The 20,408-nt window shown below is 66.2% G+C and carries 22 protein-coding genes; 16 read left to right on the top strand and 6 right to left on the bottom strand.

The annotated features are described in order from the left end of the window. Positions 1–19: 19 nt before the first annotated feature. Both J2T47_RS22715 and J2T47_RS22710 read right to left on the bottom strand, forming a co-directional pair. On the bottom strand, positions 20–799 hold the full coding sequence (locus tag J2T47_RS22715; protein WP_045208663.1) for a hypothetical protein: 780 nt from the start codon (positions 797–799) through the stop codon (positions 20–22). 50 nt (positions 800–849) lie between these two features. Continuing rightward, the gene (locus tag J2T47_RS22710; protein ID WP_253451884.1) at positions 850–1,884 is read right to left on the bottom strand and encodes an alpha/beta hydrolase; all 1,035 of its coding nucleotides are present in this window, start codon (positions 1,882–1,884) and stop codon (positions 850–852) included. 123 nt (positions 1,885–2,007) lie between these two features. Between J2T47_RS22710 and aroC the strand changes: the two genes are divergently transcribed. From aroC to J2T47_RS22680, 6 genes are all read left to right on the top strand, one after another. Beyond that, entirely contained in the window at positions 2,008–3,099 is a 1,092-nt protein-coding gene (gene aroC / locus J2T47_RS22705) for a chorismate synthase (RefSeq protein WP_253451882.1), read from the top strand. Between the two features lie 55 nt (positions 3,100–3,154). After that, the gene (locus J2T47_RS22700; protein ID WP_253451879.1) at positions 3,155–4,315 is read left to right on the top strand and encodes an MFS transporter; all 1,161 of its coding nucleotides are present in this window, start codon (positions 3,155–3,157) and stop codon (positions 4,313–4,315) included. Then, positions 4,299–4,925: a methylthioribulose 1-phosphate dehydratase gene (locus J2T47_RS22695; RefSeq protein WP_253451876.1), complete on the top strand. Its 627-nt coding sequence runs from the start codon at positions 4,299–4,301 to the stop codon at positions 4,923–4,925. The genes J2T47_RS22700 and J2T47_RS22695 overlap by 17 nt, the downstream gene beginning before the upstream one ends. A 47-nt stretch (positions 4,926–4,972) precedes the next feature. Next, positions 4,973–5,518 carry a 1,2-dihydroxy-3-keto-5-methylthiopentene dioxygenase gene (locus J2T47_RS22690; RefSeq protein WP_253451874.1) on the top strand — a complete coding sequence of 182 codons (546 nt, stop codon included), beginning with the start codon at positions 4,973–4,975 and terminating at the stop codon, positions 5,516–5,518. 178 nt (positions 5,519–5,696) lie between these two features. After that, the gene (mtnC, locus tag J2T47_RS22685; RefSeq protein ID WP_253451871.1) at positions 5,697–6,380 is read left to right on the top strand and encodes an acireductone synthase; all 684 of its coding nucleotides are present in this window, start codon (positions 5,697–5,699) and stop codon (positions 6,378–6,380) included. An 85-nt stretch (positions 6,381–6,465) separates the two neighbouring features. Beyond that, on the top strand, positions 6,466–6,657 hold the full coding sequence (locus J2T47_RS22680; protein ID WP_045208647.1) for a PLDc N-terminal domain-containing protein: 192 nt from the start codon (positions 6,466–6,468) through the stop codon (positions 6,655–6,657). Positions 6,658–6,733: 76 nt separating this feature from the next. Here J2T47_RS22680 and J2T47_RS22675 read toward each other — a convergent pair whose 3' ends face one another. After that, positions 6,734–7,261 carry a dihydrofolate reductase family protein gene (locus tag J2T47_RS22675; RefSeq protein ID WP_253451868.1) on the bottom strand — a complete coding sequence of 176 codons (528 nt, stop codon included), beginning with the start codon at positions 7,259–7,261 and terminating at the stop codon, positions 6,734–6,736. Between the two features lie 67 nt (positions 7,262–7,328). Here J2T47_RS22675 and J2T47_RS22670 point away from each other — a divergent pair, with 67 nt between their 5' ends. Together J2T47_RS22670 and J2T47_RS22665 are read left to right on the top strand one after the other, a co-directional pair. Further along, positions 7,329–7,907 carry a helix-turn-helix domain-containing protein gene (locus J2T47_RS22670; RefSeq protein WP_253451865.1) on the top strand — a complete coding sequence of 193 codons (579 nt, stop codon included), beginning with the start codon at positions 7,329–7,331 and terminating at the stop codon, positions 7,905–7,907. Between the two features lie 24 nt (positions 7,908–7,931). Further along, complete coding sequence (locus J2T47_RS22665; protein ID WP_253451862.1) at positions 7,932–8,465, top strand: methylated-DNA--[protein]-cysteine S-methyltransferase; 534 nt, start codon at positions 7,932–7,934, stop codon at positions 8,463–8,465. On the opposite strand, the gene J2T47_RS22660 is transcribed toward J2T47_RS22665, so the two are convergent. Together J2T47_RS22660 and J2T47_RS22655 are read right to left on the bottom strand one after the other, a co-directional pair. Continuing rightward, on the bottom strand, positions 8,462–8,938 hold the full coding sequence (locus J2T47_RS22660) for a methylated-DNA--[protein]-cysteine S-methyltransferase (protein WP_253451859.1): 477 nt from the start codon (positions 8,936–8,938) through the stop codon (positions 8,462–8,464). The two genes, J2T47_RS22665 and J2T47_RS22660, sit on opposite strands and share 4 nt — an antisense overlap. Before the next feature lie 2 nt (positions 8,939–8,940). Further along, positions 8,941–9,852, bottom strand: coding sequence for a DNA-3-methyladenine glycosylase family protein (locus J2T47_RS22655; RefSeq protein WP_253451855.1), 912 nt, complete (start codon positions 9,850–9,852; stop codon positions 8,941–8,943). 193 nt (positions 9,853–10,045) lie between these two features. Between J2T47_RS22655 and speE the strand changes: the two genes are divergently transcribed. The 3 genes from speE to J2T47_RS22640 all read left to right on the top strand — a co-directional run bounded on the left by speE (position 10,046) and on the right by J2T47_RS22640 (position 14,320). After that, positions 10,046–10,906: a polyamine aminopropyltransferase gene (speE, locus tag J2T47_RS22650; RefSeq protein ID WP_253451852.1), complete on the top strand. Its 861-nt coding sequence runs from the start codon at positions 10,046–10,048 to the stop codon at positions 10,904–10,906. A 323-nt stretch (positions 10,907–11,229) separates the two neighbouring features. Then, positions 11,230–13,305, top strand: a complete 2,076-nt coding sequence (locus tag J2T47_RS22645; protein ID WP_253451848.1) for an LTA synthase family protein — start codon at positions 11,230–11,232, stop codon at positions 13,303–13,305. Between the two features lie 229 nt (positions 13,306–13,534). Beyond that, entirely contained in the window at positions 13,535–14,320 is a 786-nt protein-coding gene (locus tag J2T47_RS22640; protein ID WP_253451845.1) for a sulfite exporter TauE/SafE family protein, read from the top strand. 20 nt (positions 14,321–14,340) lie between these two features. Here J2T47_RS22640 and J2T47_RS22635 read toward each other — a convergent pair whose 3' ends face one another. Next, entirely contained in the window at positions 14,341–15,357 is a 1,017-nt protein-coding gene (locus tag J2T47_RS22635; RefSeq protein ID WP_253451842.1) for an AraC family transcriptional regulator, read from the bottom strand. 146 nt (positions 15,358–15,503) lie between these two features. On the opposite strand from J2T47_RS22635, the gene J2T47_RS22630 reads away from it, so the two are divergent. The 5 genes from J2T47_RS22630 to J2T47_RS22610 all read left to right on the top strand — a co-directional run bounded on the left by J2T47_RS22630 (position 15,504) and on the right by J2T47_RS22610 (position 20,299). Then, entirely contained in the window at positions 15,504–16,979 is a 1,476-nt protein-coding gene (locus J2T47_RS22630) for a flavin-containing monooxygenase (RefSeq protein WP_253451839.1), read from the top strand. Next, on the top strand, positions 16,963–17,925 hold the full coding sequence (locus tag J2T47_RS22625; RefSeq protein WP_253451836.1) for an alpha/beta hydrolase: 963 nt from the start codon (positions 16,963–16,965) through the stop codon (positions 17,923–17,925). The genes J2T47_RS22630 and J2T47_RS22625 overlap by 17 nt, the downstream gene beginning before the upstream one ends. Beyond that, on the top strand, positions 17,922–18,683 hold the full coding sequence (locus tag J2T47_RS22620; RefSeq protein WP_253451833.1) for an SDR family oxidoreductase: 762 nt from the start codon (positions 17,922–17,924) through the stop codon (positions 18,681–18,683). The genes J2T47_RS22625 and J2T47_RS22620 overlap by 4 nt, the downstream gene beginning before the upstream one ends. Before the next feature lie 138 nt (positions 18,684–18,821). Continuing rightward, complete coding sequence (locus J2T47_RS22615) at positions 18,822–19,745, top strand: DMT family transporter (protein ID WP_253451830.1); 924 nt, start codon at positions 18,822–18,824, stop codon at positions 19,743–19,745. 215 nt (positions 19,746–19,960) lie between these two features. Then, complete coding sequence (locus J2T47_RS22610) at positions 19,961–20,299, top strand: ribonuclease E inhibitor RraB (protein WP_253451827.1); 339 nt, start codon at positions 19,961–19,963, stop codon at positions 20,297–20,299. Positions 20,300–20,408: the final 109 nt, after the last annotated feature.

Here is a 20,408-nt window from a genome sequence, read left to right as displayed (position 1 = left end):
CGGTTACCATCCACGCGCCTCAGTGCGTGGCAATCCAGATCAGCAACCCGGCCTGGAACACGGCGAACACCGTCAGGCAGGCAATGGTGAAGCGCAGGCTGGTGTCGTCGCGGCGGAAGGTCTCGATGCGCTGCTCCAGCCGGCGGATCTCGTTGGACTGGGTGGCCAGGTTCTGGTCGGCCTGTTCCAGCATGGAGCCGGCCTCCAGCAACGGGACTATCTGCACCTTGTCCTTGTGCCAGTCGTCATACAGTTCGCTGACCCGGCCGACGCTGTAGCGGGCCTTCAGCAGCCGCGAATCCTCGTAGATCACGTCGAAGCCCTGGGCGCGCAGGAAGTGGTCGCGGCGCTGCCGGGCCTCTTCGTTGGGCGCGTCCTTCATCGCCAGCGCGCCGCCTTCGACGCGGTAGTGCGACCACTTCTTTTTCGCCCAGGCCACCCCCTGGGCCAGCAGGAAGCGCCCGAGGCCGCGGTTCAGCGGATCGGTGGCGAAGCCTGAGTCGGCGCCAAAGCGCACTTCCTTGTTGCGGTGGTCCGCCCAGACCTCCAGCAGGTTCACTTCCTTGCGCAGCACCTGGCCGGGCACCTGAACGGTCAGGCGCAGCAGGCTCTGCTCGGCGTTGTGGCGTTCCACCCGGCCGAGCTGGACGAAACGCAGCGGGCGCGCGCCGGTGCTGCGGTCGGTGGGCAGCGGCGCCAGGCGCAGCAGGCGATAGTGTTCCGGCGCCAGCTCGGCCCACGGGTGCGGGCGGGCGGCGGCCTCGTCGGCGGCGACGGCGGTCTGTTCGGCTTCGGTCATGGGGGGCTACCTCGGGGGCCTGGCGGGCGTGACCAGGGCTCTCCCGTGGTTTATCGACGCACCGGCGGATTTCTTGAGACGTTCGCTCCAGATTCCGCCAGCGTGCCACCGGGCAGGGTCTGTGCCTGCCGGATGAAAGTCGTGACGCGCTGCACCAGCTCGCGGGCCAGCGGCAGGTTGGGATTGTTGTAGGAGGCGAGCTGCTGCCGACCGCTGGTCGGAACGATGCGCAGGATGTGGTTCATCCCCGAGATCAGGTTGAAGTCGCTGTCGGGCTTGGCGCGCTTGAGTGCCTGCGCGTCCTCGACGCCGACCTGGATATCGTTGGTGCCCTGCAGGATCAGGGTGGGCAGCTTGAGCGCGGCGAAGGCGCGGGACGGGTCCTGGCGGAACAGTGAGATCAGGTAAGGCTGCACGCTGGGGCGGAACAGCGCTTTCAGTGGCTCCGGCACCCGGGGCTGCAATTGCCCGGCCTGCAGACCGTCGATCAGCTGGTCGGCTTGGGCCAGCAGGGGCGGGGGCAGGCGGCCCTGCAGCTGTTCGCGCAGCACGTCGCCGATCGGGCGAGCGCTGCCGGCCAGTGAAATCAGCGCCTCGGCGTGGCTTTGCGGCGCGGCGAGGCTGGCGATCAGCGCGCCTTCGCTGTGGCCGATGAGAATCTGCCGTCCGAAACGCGGGTCGTGGGCCAGCTTGTCGCTCCAGGCCACCACGTCGCTGACGTAGGCCTCGACGCTGAGCTCTTCCTCGCGCGGCGCTGCCGGCAGGCTGCGGGCCACGCCGCGCTTGTCGTAGCGCACGCTGGCGATGCCGTTCTCCGCCAGGGTCTCGGCGAGCTTGCGCAGGTAGGCGTTCTGCCCGCCCTCAGGGTTGTTGCCGTCGCGGTCGGTGGGGCCGGAACCGGCGATCAGCAGGGCCACCGGCGGTGGGCTCTGCGGCTGGGAGGGCGGGGCCTGCGGCAGCAGCAGGGTGCCGCGCAGCACGCCATGACCGGTGTCCAGGTCATAGGGGCGTTGCAGGATGCTGGTGGGGGCGGCCTGGGCGAAGGAGGACATGAGCAGGAAGCAGAACAGGGCGAGACGGCGCATCGATGGCTTCGCGATGGGGCTGATGGCGCTTTGATCCTCGCGGGCGGCGAAGGTTCGCAGGGCGGATTGACGCAGGTATACTGCTCGGCCTTTTCGAATCCCAGTCTTTTCGCGGAGCCTCGCATGTCCGGCAACACCTACGGCAAGCTGTTCACCGTCACCACCGCTGGCGAAAGCCACGGCCCGGCGCTGGTCGCCATCGTCGACGGCTGCCCACCCGGCCTGGAGATTTCCCTGGAAGACCTGCAGCGCGACCTGGACCGCCGCAAGCCCGGCACCAGCCGCCACACCACCCAGCGCCAGGAAGCCGACGAGGTGGAAATCCTCTCCGGCGTGTTCGAGGGCAAGACCACCGGCACCCCGATCGGCCTGCTGATCCGCAACACCGACCAGAAGTCCAAGGACTACTCGGCGATCAAGGACCTGTTCCGCCCGGCCCACGCCGATTACACCTACCACCACAAGTACGGTGTGCGTGACTACCGTGGTGGCGGCCGCTCCTCGGCGCGCGAGACCGCCATGCGTGTGGCCGCCGGCGCCATCGCCAAGAAGGTGCTGGCAGGCCTGGGCATCAGCGTGCGCGGCTACATGAGCCAGCTCGGCCCGATCGAAATCCCCTTCAAGACCTGGGACAGCGTCGAAGACAACGCCTTCTTCAGCCCCGACCCGGACAAGGTGCCGGAACTGGAGGCCTACATGGACCAGTTGCGCCGTGACCAGGACTCGGTCGGTGCGAAGATCACCGTGGTCGCTGAAGGCGTGCCGCCCGGCCTGGGCGAGCCGATCTTCGACCGCCTGGACGCCGAACTGGCCCACGCGCTGATGAGCATCAACGCGGTGAAGGGCGTGGAAATCGGCGCCGGCTTCGCCAGCGTCGCCCAGCGCGGCACCGAGCACCGCGATGAGCTGACCCCGGAAGGCTTCCTGTCGAACAATGCCGGCGGCATCCTTGGCGGCATCTCCTCGGGCCAGCCGATCATTGCCCACCTGGCGCTCAAGCCGACCTCCAGCATCACCACCCCTGGTCGTTCCATCGACGTGAACGGCAACCCGGTGGACGTGATCACCAAGGGCCGCCACGACCCGTGCGTGGGCATTCGTGCCACCCCCATCGCCGAGGCGATGATGGCCATCGTGCTGCTCGACCACCTGCTGCGCCACCGCGCGCAGAATGCCGACGTGAAGGTCGGCACCCCGGTCCTCGGCCAGCTCTGACCGACCAGAACCTTCCGCGAGCCTTCCGGTTCGCGGAAGGTTCGTCGCGCCGCCGATGACGCAGGTTCCCTACTGGCGGCTGTCCAGTTTCTACTTCTTCTACTTCTGCCTGCTGGGCGGGACGGCGCCGTTCCTCGCGCTGTATTTCCATCACCTGGGCTTCTCCAGCGCGCGTATCGGCGAGCTGGTCGCCATCCCCATGCTGATGCGCTGCGTGGCGCCGAACCTGTGGGGCTGGCTGGGCGACCGCAGCGGCCAGCGGCTGGCCATCGTGCGCTTCGGCGCGGTGTGCACGGCGCTGTGCTTCGCCGGCATCTTCCTTGGCCACAGTTATGCCTGGCTGGCGCTGATCATGGCCGGGCACGCGTTCTTCTGGCACGCGGTGCTGCCGCAATTCGAAGTGATCACCCTGGCGCACCTGCGCGGGCGCACCGAGAGCTACAGCCGCATCCGCCTGTGGGGCTCCATCGGTTTCATCTGCACCGTGGTCGGCCTGGGCTGGCTGTTCGAGTTCGCCAGCCTGGATGCCTATCCGCTGGCGCTGCTGGTGATCATGCTCGGCATCGTCGGCGCCAGCTGGTGGGTGCCCAACGCCCAGCCGCCAGCGCGACAGGACGAAGCCAGCGCTGGCGGCTTCCTCCGGCAGTTGCTCAAGCCCGGCGTGCTCGCCTTCTACCTGTGCGTGTGCCTGATGCAGCTGTCCCACGGCCCGTACTACACCTTCCTGACCCTGCACCTGGAAGCGCTCGGCTATGCCCGCGGGCTGATCGGCCAGCTCTGGGCGCTGGGCGTGGTGGCCGAGGTGCTGCTGTTCCTGGTGATGCCGCGCCTGCTCAAGCGCTTTTCCCTGCGCCAGGTGCTGGTGGCGAGCTTCCTGCTGGCGGCCCTGCGCTGGCTGCTGCTGGGCACGCTGGCCGGGCACCTGCCGGTGCTGCTCTTCGCCCAGTTGCTGCACGCCGCTACGTTCGGCAGCTTCCACGCCGCCGCGATTCATTTCGTCCAGCGCAGCTTCCAGGCGCGCCAGCAGGGCCAGGGCCAGGCGCTGTATGCCGCGCTGGCGGGGACCGGCGGCGCGCTGGGTGCGCTTTACTCCGGCTACAGCTGGGGTAGCCTTGGCCCGTCCTGGACTTTTGCAATCGCCAGCGTGGCCGCGCTGGCCGCCGCCTTTATCATCTGGACCCGTCTGAACGAGGACCCGCATGAACGACACCCGTGAGCAATTGACCCAGCAGATCATCGAGGCCGGGCGCTTCCTCCATGGCCGCGGCTGGTCGCCGGCCACCAGCAGCAACTACTCGGCGCGCCTGGCCGCCGACCGCGCGTTGCTCACCGTTTCCGGCAGGCACAAGGGCCAGCTCGGCGAGGACGATGTGCTGGAAACGGATCTCTCCGGCAACAGCCTGGAGCCGGGCAAGAAGCCCTCGGCGGAAACCCTGCTGCACACCCAGCTGTACACCTGGCGCGATGAGATCGGTGCGGTGCTGCACACCCATTCGGTGAACGCCACCGTGCTGTCGCGACTGACCGCCGGTGATCGCCTGGAGCTGGAAGACTACGAGCTGCAGAAGGCCTTCAGCGGCGTCACCACCCATGAAGGCCGCGTGACCGTGCCGATCTTCGACAACGACCAGGACATCGCCCGCCTGGCCGCCAGGGTGCAGCCCTGGCTCGATGCACATCCGGACTGCCCCGGTTACCTGATCCGCGGCCACGGTCTGTACACTTGGGGGCCGCGCATGGCCGATGCCCTGCGCCAGATCGAAGCCTTCGAATTTCTCTTCGAATGCGAACTGAAAGTCTTGAGCCTTCGCGGCGGCACACGCTGAGCGAATCCGGCCCGCTTTTGCGGAAATTGCCCAGAAGGATAACGACCATGAGCAGCCTGACCGTCTACCACGAAACCAATCCCGAACAGCCGCTGAAGCTGCTGACCCACGCCGAGGACATCGCTTCCACCCTGGGCGAGCTGGGCGTGCGCTTCCAGCGCTGGGCGGCCAATGCCCCCATCGTCCCCGGCGCCAGCCAGGAAGAGGTGATCGCCGCCTACCAGCACGAGATTGGTCGACTGCAGGAAGAGGAAGGCTACGTCACTGTCGATGTGGTCAGCCTCACCGCCGACCACCCGCAAAAGGACGAACTGCGCGCCAAGTTCCTCGACGAGCACCGCCACGGCGAGGACGAAGTGCGCTTCTTCGTCGCCGGTCGCGGACTGTTCACTCTGCACATCGAGGATCACGTCTATGCCGTGCAGTGCGAGAAGAACGACCTGATCTCGGTGCCCGCCGGCACTCGCCACTGGTTCGACATGGGCGAGCGCCCGCACTTCGTCGCCATCCGCCTGTTCAACAACGCCGAGGGCTGGGTGGCGAAGTTCACGGGCGACGAGATCGCCAAGCGGTTTCCGTTGCTGGAAGACTGATTCCCTCGCCTGGCGTTGCCGGGCCTTCTTTGCTTTTCGTAGGACCGAGGGACGCCTAGTCCTTGCTCGCGAATGAACCCTGCTGCGGCATCGGTTCGCGAGCAAGAACTGGGCGTCCCCCTCGCTCCCACATGGACACACCGTCCGCTTGTCGCAGCGGCGGGCTTTTGGAGTTCCCATGCCCATCAAAGCCATACTCACCGACATCGAAGGCACCACTAGCGCGGTCAGCTTCGTCTTCGACGTGCTCTTCCCCTATGCCGCCGCGCATCTGCCTGACTACGTTCGCGAACACGCTGCCGAGCCTGCCGTGGCCGAGCAACTGGCTGCCGTCCGCGCCGACAGCGGTGAGGCGAACGCCGACAGCGAACGCTGCATCGAAATCCTCCTCGGCTGGCTTGCCGAAGACCGCAAGGCCACGCCGCTCAAGGCGTTGCAGGGCATGGTCTGGGAGCAGGGCTACCGCGCCGACCAGCTCAAGGGCCACGTTTACCCGGACGCCGTCGATGCACTGCGCCACTGGCATGCCGAAGGCTACCAGCTGTTTGTCTATTCCTCCGGCTCGATCCAGGCGCAGAAGCTGATCTTCGGCTGCTCCGAGGCCGGCGACCTGTCGCCGCTGTTCTCCGGTTATTTCGACACCACCAGCGGGCCCAAGCGCGAGGCTGATTCCTACCGGCGCATCGCCGCTGCCATCGGCCTGCCGGGCGAGGAGATCCTCTTCCTTTCCGACGTGGTTCAGGAGCTGGATGCAGCGCAGCAGGCCGGCCTGCAGACCATCGGCTTGGCCCGTGAGGGCGGTGTGCTGGAAGGCCATGACACCGTGGCCAGCTTTGCGGTGATCGACCCGGCGCGGGTCTGAGCCCTGCCGTTGGCCCGCGCCCGTGCCGTTGCGGTGCGGGCGGCTATGCTGATCAGGCCGATAATCGCATAGAGGGATCTTCTATATGGGTTCGACCCTGAGTGGCCTGATCAGCCTGATCATCTTTGCCCTGGATATCTGGGCGATCATCAACGTAGTGAAAAGCAACGCCGAGATGTCGATGAAGATCATCTGGATCCTGGTGATCGTCATCCTGCCGGTGCTGGGCCTGATCATCTGGGCGGTAGCGGGGCCGCGGGGGAATGTGAAGATCTAGTTGCCGTACCGCTCCCTGCAGGAGCGCCCATGGGCGGCGCGATCGCGGGCATGGCCCGCTCCTGCAGGGTGATTCCTCAGTCAAATCGATAATGCATCCGCACGCACCCTGGCTCGATCACCTTGGCTGACAACAGCGTCGGCGACACCCGCAGACCGGTCGCGGGGAACAGCGGAAAGCCGCCGCCGATGATCTCCGGCATCACATAGATCTCCAGCTCATCCAGCGCCCCGTGCTCCAGGAAGGCCATCTGCAACTGGCCGCCGCCGAGCATCCACACATCGCCATCGTCCAGTGCGCGCAGTTCGGTGATCAGCGCGTCGATATCGCTGCGGATTTCCAGCGGGCCTTTCGGCGCATCGATGGGGCGGGAGGTCGCTACCAGCACGCGCTGCGCGCCGTAGGGCCAGGGGCCGGGATCGGCGGCGAGGAAGTCGTAGGTCGCGCGGCCCATGACCACGGTGCGGATGCGCTGGAGGAACAGGCCGTAGTCGTGTTCGCCCAGTTGCAGCTGGTCATGCTTGAACAGCCAGTCCAGCCCGTGCTGCGGGGTGGCGATGAAGCCGTCGAGGCTGCTGGCGATGTAGCCGAGAATCCTGGCCATATGGGGTTTCCCTGGGTAAGCTTTGCGCCAATATATAAATGAATGTTCATTTATAAAAGAGGATGGCATGGCTCGGACCAAGACGGTGAGCGATGAAGCGATACTCGATGCCGCCATGGCGCTGATGGTGCGCGAAGGGCCTGATGCGGTGACCTTCGCCGCCGTGGGCCGCGAGGTCGGGTTGTCTGCCGCAACGCTGGTGCAGCGGCACGCGACCAAGGCGGAGTTCCTTCGCGCCGTGCTGTTGCGCGCCTGGGATCGGCTGGACGAGCAGACCGCGCAGCTCGATGCGAGCGCCGAACTGAGCCCCGAGGGCGCGGTGCAGATGCTGGTGGCAATGTTCCCGGTGGGCGAGGGCGAGGCGGATTACGCCGAAGGCCTGCTGATCCTCAGGGAAGACATGCGCGATCTGCTGCTGCGCCGGCGCGGTGCTCAGTGGGGCGCCACGCTGGCCAAGGCGTTGGGGCGGCGATTGAGCGATGACCCGCAGCGGCAACCGATGCTCGGCCGGCTGATGACCAGCCAGTGGCAGGGCGCGCAGCTGTGGTGGGCCTTCGAGCGCCGGGGTGATCCGGCCGGCGCCATCGGTGCAGAGTTGCGGCGCTGGTGCGACGTCGTGCTGAAGGCGGAAAGGGTTGCGGGATAGGGCATAGGGATAGAGACTCGTCCGATGCATTACTGCCTGATCGAAACAGACCTCGGCTGGTTCGGGCTCGCCTGGAGCCCGCAGGGAATCACGCGCGCCTATCTGCCGGGGGACTCGGTACACAGCCTGCGTGAGCGCTTCGACAAGCTCGGCAGCGAGACGGCCCACTGGCCGGCCTTCATCGATGAGGCGCGCCAGCTGATCCTGGGCTATGCGCGAGGCGAGGCGGTGTCCTTCGACACCGTGCCGCTGGACCTGTCCGCGGTCAGCGAATTTCACCGCCGCGTCTACGACGACATCCTCCAGTTGGGACGCGGTGAAACCACGACCTACGGCGAGATCGCCCGGCGTCTGGGTGATGTCGGCTTGTCCCGAGCCGTGGGGCAGGCGATGGGCAGCAACCCGATCCCGCTGATCATTCCGTGCCACCGGGTGCTCGCCAGTGGCGGCAAGACCGGCGGCTTCTCCGCGCCGGGCGGCAGTACCTCGAAGATGCGCATGCTGGCGCTGGAAGGCTTCGAGGACCCGCAGGCGGCACAGACCGCCTTCGACTTTTAGGCTTTCTCCAGCGCGCCCTCCAGGCGCAGCAGCAGTTCCTTGCGCGGCAGGCCGCCGGCGTAGCCGGTGAGGCTGCCGTTGCTGCCGATCACCCGGTGGCAGGGGACGATGATGCTGATCGGGTTGGCGCCGTTGGCCGTACCCACCGCGCGGATTGCCCTGGGCCGGCCGATGCGCCGCGCGAGCTCCGCGTAGACGGTGGTGTAGCCGTAGGGGATTTCCAGCAGCGCCTGCCAGACCTGGCGCTGGAACTCGGTGCCGCCGGTGTTGAGGCGTACATCGAAGCGCTGGCGCTTGCCGGCGAAATACTCGTCCAGTTGACGCGCCACCTCGTCCAGCAAAGGGCTGCCCAGCTGCCAGTCCGGCTCGGGGTAGTGGCGGGTCTCCAGGTCCATGTAGAGCATGCGCAGGCCACCTTCGTCGCCGGCCAGCAGCAGGCGGCCGGTGGGACTGTCATGGTAGCGGTAGTGCATGGTCATCCTCCGGTGCGGCCGGCCTGGGAATAGGCCTGCCACAGATAGACAGCGGCGTAGGCACGCCAGGGCCGCCAGGCCTCGGCGCGGCGTTGCAGTTCACGGGCGGTGATGCCGTCGGCGCCCCACACCGGTGACTTGAGCAGGCCCAGGTCGGCGGCGGGGAAGGCGTCCGGATCACCGAAGGCGCGCAGGGCGACGTACTCGGCGGTCCAGGGGCCGATGCCGGGGAGGGCGCAGAGGCGTTTCACCAGGTCCTCGGCGCCGTCGTCCACGTGCAGTTGCAACGCGCCGCTGGCGCAGGCGGCGGAGAAGCGCTGCAGGGTTTCCACGCGCTTGCCGGGCATGCCGATGCCGGCGAGGTCGGCTTCGGCCAGGGCCTCGGGCGTAGGGAAAAGACGGGTTGGCTGGCCTTCGATCTCTCCGGCTCCAGGCAGCGTCTCGCCCAGGCGCTGCACCAGTCGTCCGACTATGGTCACCGCAGCCTTCACCGTGACCTGCTGGCCGACAATGGCGCGCACCGCCTGCTCGAACGGGTCGAACGCGGTGGGCAGGCGCAGGCCGGGGGCTTGCCGCAGGAGCGGGCCGAGCACGATGTCGTCGCCCAGGTGCCCGGCGATAAGCGCGGGGTTGCTGTCGAGGTCGAACATCTTGCGTACCCGCGCCGTCAGCGCCGTGTGGTGATGGGCCGGCAGGTGGAGCTCCAGCTCCAGTTCGGCGTTGTCATCCAGTGGCGTGACGCTGAACCAGCCGCTGTCCGCGCCCAGCCGCACGCTGCGCGCGTAGCGTCGGGGCGTCAGGCATTCGACGCCGGCCAGGCTGCGCAGAGCGAAGTGCTCGTGGAACTGCTGCCAGTCCCACGGCGCGTGGTAGGGCAGGCGAATGACGCGGGAATCGGCGGCTGTGCTTTTCATGCAGCGACCTTACCTGTTGCGCGGCGGGCTGTCGTCCCGCGCCTGACTTTCAAACTGGCGCGGCTGGCTCCTTGTGGGGAGGGCGCCGACGGCAGGGTTCGACCTGTCATCTTCCGGCACGTAGAATGCGCGCCTCTTTCGGGGCGGTCCGGCCGTCCCCTCCTAGTGTCTTGTCCCGACGGGAGCCCACTGCATGCACGATTACCAGGAAACCCTCTACGACGGCTATGGCCAGCGTTTCAGCGTCGACAGGATGCTCCACGAGGTGCGCACCGAGCACCAGCACCTGGTGATCTTCGAGAATGCCCGCATGGGCCGGGTGATGGCGCTGGACGGCGTGATCCAGACCACCGAGGCCGATGAGTTCATCTACCACGAGATGCTCACCCACGTGCCGATCCTCGCCCATGGCGCGGCCAAGCGCGTGCTGATCATCGGCGGCGGTGATGGCGGCATGCTGCGCGAGGTGTCCAAGCACGCCAGCGTCGAGCACATCACCATGGTCGAGATCGACGGCACGGTGGTCGACATGTGCAGGGAATTCCTGCCCAACCACTCCCAGGGCGCCTTCGACGATGCGCGCCTGAACCTGGTGATCGACGACGGCATGCGCTTCGTCGCCACCACCACTGAGAAGTTCGACGTGATCATCTCCGACTCCACCGACCCGATCGGTCCGGGCGAGGTACTGTTCTCGGAGAACTTCTACCAGGCCTGCCACCGCTGCCTGAATGAAGGCGGTGTGCTGGTGACCCAGAACGGCACGCCCTTCATGCAACTGGACACCGTGCGCAACACCGCCGGCCGCATGAACGGCCTGTTCGCCGACTGGCACTTCTACCAGGCGGCGGTGCCGACCTACATCGGCGGCTCGATGACCTTCGCCTGGGGCTCGACCAACCCGGCGCTGCGTCAGGTCGAGGCGGCTACCCTGGCCCAGCGCTTCGCTGCCAGCGGCATTCAGACCCGCTACTACAACCCGGCGATCCACCAGGGCGCTTTCGCCCTGCCGCAGTATGTGTTGCAGGCCATCGGCAAGCCGGCCAACGACTGACAGCCGGCATCAGCGCACCGTCGCTTCGCGGCGGTGCGGTCAGCTGCCCGTCCTTGGGGCGCGCGCCTGCGACATTTTCTTCACGCCTTCTCCGGCATCGTGACCGCCTTCTGGCGGTCCGGCCTCGCGCGGGTTCTCATTCGCATCATCTCGAAACGATTCCCCGGCCAGGCTTAAGGTCTGCTTAAGCGGCACACAATAGAATGCGCCGCCGCTACTTTTGCGGTGTAATGCCGCAGCCTTTCGCGCTCGCGCGGGCAACCCTGCTGCCCGGCCATGGCGATGCGTCTTCGAACCCGAAACGTTCACAACGGAACCAAGAAATGGGCCAATCAGAAGTCCTGACCAATCGCCAGACCGGAGCGAGCCTCACGCGGCCGACCCTGTCCAGCCACCTGGCATTCACCGCGCTCAGCGTCGTCACGCTGATGGTGATGTACTCCCTGCTGCGCCTGGCGCTGTTCATCTACAACCGCGAGTTGATCGGCAGCACCCCGGCCGCCACCTTCGTCGAGGCCTTCATCACCGGCATGCGCTTCGACATTCGCGCCGTGGTCTACATCGTCGCTCCGCTGGTGTTCGCTGTCGTCAGCGTGCGCGCCATGGGTTGGCGCTGGCTGTGGAAGGCCTGGCTGACCATCGCCGCGAGCATCACGCTGTTCCTCGGCGTGCTGGAAATGGACTTCTACCGTGAGTTCCACCAGCGCCTGAACAGCCTGGTGTTCCAGTACATGTCCGAAGACCCGAAGACGGTCATGAGCATGATCTGGTACGGCTACCCGGTCGTCCGTTACCTGCTGGCCTGGGCCCTCGCCACCTGGCTGCTGTACCTGCTGTTCCGTGGTATCGACCGGGCTACTCGCCCGGCTGCCAGTGGTCCGTCGGCTGCTGCCTGGTACATCCGTGTTGCCGCGCTGCTGGTGCTGATCGTGCTGTGCGTCGTCGCTGCCCGTGGCACCCTGCGCCAGGGCCCGCCGCTGCGCTGGGGCGATGCCTTCACCACCGATTCGCAGTTCGCCAACCAGCTCGGCCTGAATGGCACCCTGAGCCTGATCAAGGCTGCCGAGAGCCGCTTCTCCGAGGATCGCGACAACATCTGGAAGTCGACCTTGCCGCAGGACCAGGCCCTGGCCACCGTGCGCAAGATGCTGGTGATGCCCGACGACAAGCTGGTCGATGCCGACGACGCACCGATCCGCCGCGACTACACGCCGCCCGCCGATGGCACCCTGCCGGTGAAGAACGTCGTGGTGATCCTGATGGAAAGCTTCGCCGGTCACTACGTCGGCGCGCTGGGCGCCCCGGGCAACATCACCCCGTATTTCGACAAGTTGTCCAAGGAGGGTCTGCTGTTCACCCAGTACTTCTCCAACGGCACCCATACCCATCAGGGCATGTTCGCCACCATGGCGTGCTTCCCCAACCTGCCGGGCTTCGAGTACCTGATGCAGACGCCCGAGGGCGGTCACAAGTTCTCCGGCCTGCCGCAGCTGCTGTCGGCGCGCAAGTTCGAAGACGTGTACGTCTACAACGGCGATTTCGCCTGGGACAACCAGTCGGGCTTCTTCGCCAACCAGGGCATGACCTCGTTCATCGGCCGCAACGACTTCGTCAACCCGGTGTTCTCCGACCCGACCTGGGGCGTCTCCGACCAGGACATGTTCGCCCGCGGCAACGAGGAGCTGGACAAGCTGCATGCCACCGGCAAGCCGTTCTATGCGCTGCTGCAGACCCTGTCCAACCACGTGCCCTACGCACTGCCCAAGGACCTGCCGGTACAGCCGGTGACCGGTTATGGCAGCCTGGACGAGCACCTGACCGCGATGCGCTATTCCGATTGGTCCCTGGGCCAGTTCTTCGAGAAGGCCAAGAAGTCGCCGTACTACAAGGACACCATCTTCGTGGTCGTCGGCGACCACGGCTTCGGTACTCCTGAGCAGCTGACCGAGATGGACCTGTTCCGCTTCAACGTGCCGCTGCTGGTCATCGCTCCCGGCATCCAGGAGAAGTACGGTGCCACCCGCGACACAGTCGGCACCCAGATCGACATCGTGCCGACCATCATGGGCCGCCTGGGCGGCGAAGCGCGCCACCAGTGCTGGGGTCGCGACCTGCTGAACCTGCCCGAGGGCGACAAGGGCTTCGGCATGATCAAGCCGTCGGGCAGTGGCCAGGATGTGGCGCTGGTCTATGGCAATCGCATCCTGATCAAGCCCAAGGAAGGCGACATCCGCGTCTATGACTACAAGCTGGGCAAGGACTTCGGAGTGACGCGCATCGAAAACACCCCGGAGCAGTCGGAAATGAAGACCCGTCTGGAGTCCTTCATCCAGACCGCCACCCAGGCCCTGCTGGACAACAAGACCGGTGTGGTCGACGGCAAGCCTGACGTGAAGTGATCGAGCGCTAAGTGAAAGGGGCCTTCGGGCCCCTTTTTCATGTCTCCCATCGCTCCCGGACCACTACTGGAGCGCCGTGATACCGGATCTGCGTCAGGTTCTGGCGAGGCTTCAATCGGTAGAATCCGGTTATAAATTAAGACCACATCGGTCTAATGGATTATAAGAAAACTGGTTATCCTCGCCGCCACACCACGAGGTGATCAGTTTCGCCAGTCAGGACGCGTAGATGGATGTTGGCAATATCGGTTTCGTAATCGCGGGTCTTGTCGTTGGCTTTATCGTTGGAATGACCGGTGTCGGCGGCGGTTCGCTGATGACCCCGATTCTCCTCTGGTTCGGAATCAACCCCGCTGCCGCAGTGGGCACCGACCTGCTCTATGCCGCCATCACCAAGTCCGGCGGCGTCCTGGTTCACCGCAAGAACGACAACATCGACTGGCGCATCACCGGCTGGCTGGCCCTGGGCAGCGTCCCGGCGGCGGCGCTGACGCTGCTGTTCCTGCACAGCCTGCACGCCGATACCGCGGCCATGAACGCCGTGATCAAGAACGCCCTGGGCGTCGTGCTGCTGCTCACTGCGCTGGCGGTGCTGTTCAAGAAGCAGGTGCTGGCCTTCGCCCAGCGCCATGCCGGCGACAGCTTCCACTTCAGTGGCACGAAGCTGAACACCCTGACCGTGATCACCGGCGCCATCCTCGGCGCGATGGTCGCGCTGACCTCCATCGGCGCCGGCGCACTGGGCACCGTGGCGCTGTTCATCCTCTATCCCTTCCTCGCCACCCGCCGCCTGGTCGGTACCGAGATCGCCCACGCCGTACCGCTCACCCTGGTCGCCGGTCTCGGCCACGCCAGCATGGGCAATATGGACTGGGGCCTGCTGGGCTACCTGCTGATCGGTTCGCTGCCGGGCATTTACGTCGGCAGCCACCTGGCCGGGCGCATTCCGGACGGCATCCTGCGGCCGTGCCTGGCCGTGATGCTGGCGATGATCGGCTACAAGCTGGTCTTCTAAGCCCGCTTTCCAGGGCGAGATCAGCCGCGGCGGAAACGCCCCGGCGTCACGCCTTTCCAGCGGCGGAAGGCGTGGATGAAGTTCGACACCTCGCCATAGCCGAGCCGCTCGGCAATCTCCTCCAGTCGAATCGCCCCCGTGGCCAGCAACTCCTCGGCCAGCGCCTGGCGCACCTCGTCCAGCAAAGTGCGATAGCTGCTGCCTTCGGTTTCCAGGCGACGGCGCAGCGTGCGCGACGTCATGTGCAGTTCATCTGCCAGTTGCTCCATGTCCGGCAGCCGCCCCGGCGTGCCCAGCAGACGATCGCGGATCTGCCCGGACAGTCCCGTGCGCACCTGCCGGCGGGCGAGCAGGGTGCGGCACTGTTCCTCGCAGCGACGCGCCACCTCGGGATTGGCGCCGGGCAGCGGCAGTTCGAGGATGCGGCTGTCGAAGACGATACGGTTTTCCGCCTGGCCGTAGAGCGGCGTTACTCCCAGTTCATCGATGTAGGGTTGCAGGTCGGCTGGCGCTTCGCGGCGGAACAGCGCCTGGCGGATCGGCGGCGGCTGGTTGGTGAGGTCGCGCTGGATGCGCAGCACGCCGCCGCCGTCGCGGTCGATGAGGAAGTCGCGCAGGTCTTCCGGCACCGCTGCATCGTCCAGTACCAGGTGCGCCTCGCCGTCGTGCTCTTCCAGCGTCATGCGGTGGAAGGCGTAGGTCAGGTCGAGGTAGCGCAGGCCCAGGTGCGCCGCGCTGAGGAAGGTCGAGCTGCTGAGCAGGGCGAAACCCCAGATGCCGTAGGTGTTGAGGTGGTAGCGCAGCCCGGCCTTGAGGCCGATGCCGGGGCGCTGGCCGATCTGCCGGTTGATGTTGCGCAGCAGTTCCAGCTCCTGGGCGGCTTCCACCTCGGCGCCGGGGTCGGCGAGCACGCCGATGTCCAGGCCGGTGCCGTCCAGGCACTGCTCCAGGGTCATGCCGTGGTCGAGGCCGAACTGGGTCATGAGCTGCACGCTGATGGCGCTGCGCCGGGGCGACCAGGGTGGGGTGGCAGGCATCGGAACCTCGGCTTTCAAATGACCGAAAATCAGGGGTGACCGAAAGTCACAATTTTATGTCCGACTATGCCATAACCCGTGACCGTAAGTCGCACTAGGATGGTGTCATCCGCCGCCGTGCGGATTTCGAAACCGGGAGCACAACAATGACAACATCATCCCGTCGATCGGCCGCCCCGCGCGTGCTGATCATCGGCGCCGGCTTTGCCGGCCTGGGCCTGGCGATTCGCTTGCAGAAGGCAGGCATCCAGGATTTCCTGATCCTCGAAAAGGCTGCCGACGTCGGTGGCTGCTGGCGCGAGAACGTCTATCCGGGCGCCGCCTGCGACGTGCCTTCGCACCTGTATTCCTTCTCCTTCGAACCCAAGGCCGACTGGTCGCGCAAGTTCGCGCCCCAGGCGGAAATCCTCGAGTACGCGCGGCACTGCGCGGACAAGTACCGCCTGCGCGAGCGCATTCGCTTCAACTGCGAGGTGCGCGAGGCCAGCTTCGACGAAGCAGCCGGCGAGTGGCGGGTGACCTGCGCCGATGGCGAGGAGCTGCGCGCCCAGTCGCTGGTCTGTGCCCTCGGCCAATTGAGCCGCCCGCTGATCCCGAAGTTGCCGGGCATCGAGCGCTTCCAGGGCAAGGCTTTCCATTCCGCGCAGTGGGACCACGGCACGCCGCTGGAGGGCCAGCGTGTCGCGGTGGTCGGCACCGGCGCCAGCGCCATCCAGTTCGTCCCGCAGATCGCCCCGAAGGTGGCCGAGCTGCTGCTGTTCCAGCGCAGCGCCGCCTACGTGATCCCCAAGCCGGACCGGCCCTACGCCGACTGGGAGCGCCGCATCAAGTCGCGGCTGCCCTGGCTGCAGCGCCTGGACCGGGGCCTGAAGTACATCCAGCACGAGGCCCGCGCACTGGCTTTCACCGTGTTCCCGCCGATGATGAAATTCATGCGGATCAGCTTCCACCTGCACATGCGCAAGAGCATCAGCGACCCGCAGCTTCGCGCGCGGCTGCAGCCGGATTACCCCATGGGCTGCAAGCGCATCCTGATCAGCAACGACTACTACCCGGCGCTGGCGCGCCGCAACGTGAAGCTGGTGGACAGCGGCATCCGCGAGGTCACCGAGGACGCCATCGTCACCCGCGACGGGGTGCGGCATCCGGTGGATACGATCATCTACGGCACCGGTTTCGCCGCCACCGAGTTCCTCGCGCCGATGCGCATCACCGGCCTCGCCGGGCGCGAGCTGAACCAGGCCTGGAGCGACGGTGCCGAGGCCTTCAAGGGCATCAGCGTCAGCGGCTTCCCCAACTTCTTCATCCTCTACGGGCCGAATACCAACCTGGGGCACAACTCCATCATCTACATGCTGGAGAGCCAGTTCCCCTACGTGCTCAGCTGCCTGCAGCGGATCCAGCACGAGGGCCTGAAGTACCTGGACCTCAAGCCCCAGGCGCAGCAAAGCTTCAACCGCCAGTTGCAGCACGACCTGCAGCACACCATCTGGGAGCGCGGTTGCAGCAGCTGGTACAAGACCGCCAGTGGGCGCAATACCGTGAACTGGCCGGGCTTCACCTTCCGCTACCGCCAACAGACCCGTCAGCCGGAGTTCGCCGACTATGACTGCATCCGTTGAACCGCAACTGCCGCTGTCGACCCGCCAGAAGCTGCTGACGGCCACCCTGCGCGGTGCGCTCAACCTGCTGTTCCGCGGGCTGATGGGCCCGCAACTGCCAGTGAAGGCGCAGCGCGCGCTGCTGCGTGGGCTGACGGCCGCCACGCTGACGCCGCGCGGAGTACACCGCGAGCAGACGACCCTGGGCGGCGTTCCCGCCGAAGTCTGGCGGCCGCAAGGCGCTGGCGAGGGCAGGGTGGTCCTTTACCTGCACGGCGGCGCCTACCTGATCGGCTCGCCGGCCACGCACCGGGCGATCACCGCCAACCTGGCGCGGCGCTGCAAGGCCGAGGTCTGGGTGATCGACTACCGCCTGGCGCCCGAGCACCGCTTCCCGGCCCAGCGTGAGGACGCCGTGGCGGCTTACCGTGCGCTGCTGGACAAGGGCCTTCCCGCGCACGCCATCGCCGTGGCGGGAGATTCTGCCGGCGGCCACCTGACCCTGCAGCTGGCGCTGGAGGCCAAGGCCCAGGGCCTGCCGGCGCCGGGCGCGCTGGTGGCCTTCTCGCCGGTGACCGATCTGTCCGCCGAGCACCTGCACGCGCCCGCAGCGGGCGACCCGCTGATCACCCGTGCCTGGATGGACAGCGCCATGGAGATGTTCTGCCCGCCCGGTGTGGCCCGCGCGGACGCCCAGTTGTCGCCGCTGCATGCCGATCTCAGTGGCCTGCCGCCGCTGCTGATCCAGGTTGGCGAGGACGAGGTGCTGCGCAACGACAGCCTGCGCTTCGTCGATGCCGCGCGGCGCTACGGCAACACCGTGCAACTGCAGCGCTTCCCTGGCTGCTGGCATGTGTTCCAGGCCCATGCCGGGCTGCTGGACGTGGCCGATCGCGCCTTGCAGGACGTCGCCAACTTCCTTTCCAGCCATCTGCAGCCGGTCACCGTGCAAGGAACGCCACGATGAATACCATCCTGATCAGCGGCGGCGCCTCGGGCATCGGCGCCGCCACTGCAAAACTGTTCCACCAGCGTGGCTGGCGCGTCGGCCTGATCGACCTCAACCCCGAACCCCTGGCAGCGCTGGCTGCCGAGCTGGGCGGCGCCTGGCAGCGGGCGCTGGATGTCACCGATGCCGAGGCGGTATCGGCAGCGGTACGCGAGTTCGCCGAAGCCCACGATGGCCACCTGCGCCTGCTGTTCAACTGCGCGGGCATCCTGCGCTTCGGGCGCTTCGAGGACATCAGCCTTGCCGAGCACAACCGCATCATCGCCATCAACGTGCAGGGCGTCCTCAACTGCTGCTATGCCGCGCTGCCATTCCTCAAGCGCACGCCGGGCGCGCAGGTGCTGAACATGGGCTCGGCGTCCGGGCTCTATGGCGTGCCGCAGATGGCCAGCTACTCGGCCTCGAAGTTCGCCGTGCGCGGGCTGACCGAGGCGCTGGAGCTGGAATGGCGCGAGCTGGGCATCCGCGTCGCCGACCTGATGCCGCCCTTCGTGCGCACGCCGATGGTCGCCAGCCAGACCTTCGAGCCGCCGGTGCTGCGCCGCCTGGGTGTCACCCTGGTGGCCGAGGACATCGCCCACGCCGCGTGGCGGCAGGCGCAGAGCGGCGGAGTGCACCGGCCCATCGGCGCGATGTTCCGTGCCATGTACTGGTCCGGCCAGCTGTCGCCACCGGCGATCAACCGCTGGGTGATGGCCTGGCTCAGCCGTGCCTGAGTATGACGGGATCGTGCCTTTTCCCTGCGCGATGACCAATCGCCGGGCTCGGTGCTTGTGTGTGAGGGGCTCCGACAGAATGCTGGAGCCCCGGTCTCGCTCCTGGGGCCCTATCCCTGTCGCTGCAAGGATGCCGCCATGCCGTTCGCGTTTCTCTGCCTTTCCCTGTCGATGTTGCTCGTTGGAGGCAATATCGCCATTGGCAAACTGATCCTGACTGAAGTCCCGGTCTACCTGCTGGCGGTGTTGCGTTTCCTGATCGCCAGCGTTGTGCTGCTGCCGGGCATGTTTGTCGGCGATATGCGTAAAGGGCTGAATCGCCGGGTCTGCGGTGGATTGTTTCTACAGGCATTCTTCGGCTGCTTCCTGTTCAGTCTGTGCATGCTTCAAGGCGTATTGCACACCTCGGCCACCAGCGCTGGGATCATCACCAGCGCGACCCCTAGTGTGGTCGCATTGCTGGCCTGGCTTTGGCTGCGCGAGAAGATCAGTCGACGACAACTGCTGGCGATCGTTCTGGCAGTGGCTGGAATCGCTCTGCTGAACTTGCTGGATCGATCTGTGGCTGGGGAGAGCAGTGCCCTCGGCAATATGCTGGTACTCGGTGCCGTGCTGGCCGAGGCATTGTTCGCCGTGTTCTCACGCCGGCTGTCGTTCAGCGTGAGGCCCTGGGCGATGGCGTTCGGCGTCAACCTGTCGGGATTACTGCTGTTTCTGCCGCTGGCATTGCCTGAGGTACTGGCCTTCGATTGGCGTATGCCGAGCGCAGCCACCTGGGCTTGGGTGCTTTTCTATGCGCTCAGTGCCAGCGTGCTGTCGTTTCTGCTTTGGTACCGGGGTATCTCGCAAGTTCCGGCGAGCATCGCCGGACTGTTTACCGGATTGATGCCGGTTAGTTCTGCGTTGGTAGGCGTTCTGTTGCTCGCTGAGCATTTCAGTGCTGGGCATGCCCTGGGGATGGCTTTCGTGCTGGCGGCATTGCTGCTCGGAACCAGAGTGCGCGCGGCCGCCGTGGTGCCTTTGCCGCCTGTCGCCGCCCAACGGCGCAAAGCGTCAAAGTAGCGGCACGTCCCGTACTCAGGCGCTACTCTGAGGAATGTGGCCGGTGAATTCCGTTGCGCCGCTCGGCGCGTTCGACGGAGTTGGCTACCATTTCGGGGGACGTTGCGGCATTTGACGTTTCCTGGCGGCACACTGAAGTGCCCGGAATACGCCCGCACCGGGCGTATTCGTTGGCGGGGAATACACTCTGAACGTCTCGACAGGAGGTGCGTACCATGGAAAAGCCCCTCTCGGAGGATATCAGCGTCAACGTGTTGCGCCGGATGAAGGAAGGTGGCTTCGATTTCGCTCGTATTCATCCCATCGATTTTTTCGCCATCTTTTCCGATGAACAGAACGCCCGCAAAGCTGCCCGGCAGTTTCGCGGCGAGTCGCTGAGAACCCAGGTCGAAGCACGCGATGACGGCGGCTGGAACCTGCAGATCAGCAAGGTGATGTTCGCCACCCATGCCGCCATCGGCGATTTCGAACACGACCTTGAGGAAGTCGTGTTGCCACTGGGCGGTACGCTCGATGGTTGGGGCGTGACCCAGGAGGTCACTTCCCTGCGTTGATCGCAACACGTCGTTGAGCCGTCCCAGGACGGCTGATCTTCTACCCGCGCTCTTTACCCGTAAGACTGAAAATGCGCGCCGTCGCCAGCAGTGACGGCGCGCCTTTCTA

The sequence above is a fragment of the Pseudomonas nitroreducens genome (assembly GCF_024170165.1).
GTDB classification, from domain to species: domain Bacteria; phylum Pseudomonadota; class Gammaproteobacteria; order Pseudomonadales; family Pseudomonadaceae; genus Pseudomonas; species Pseudomonas nitroreducens_C.
This window is presented reverse-complemented; position numbering and strand designations above follow the sequence as displayed.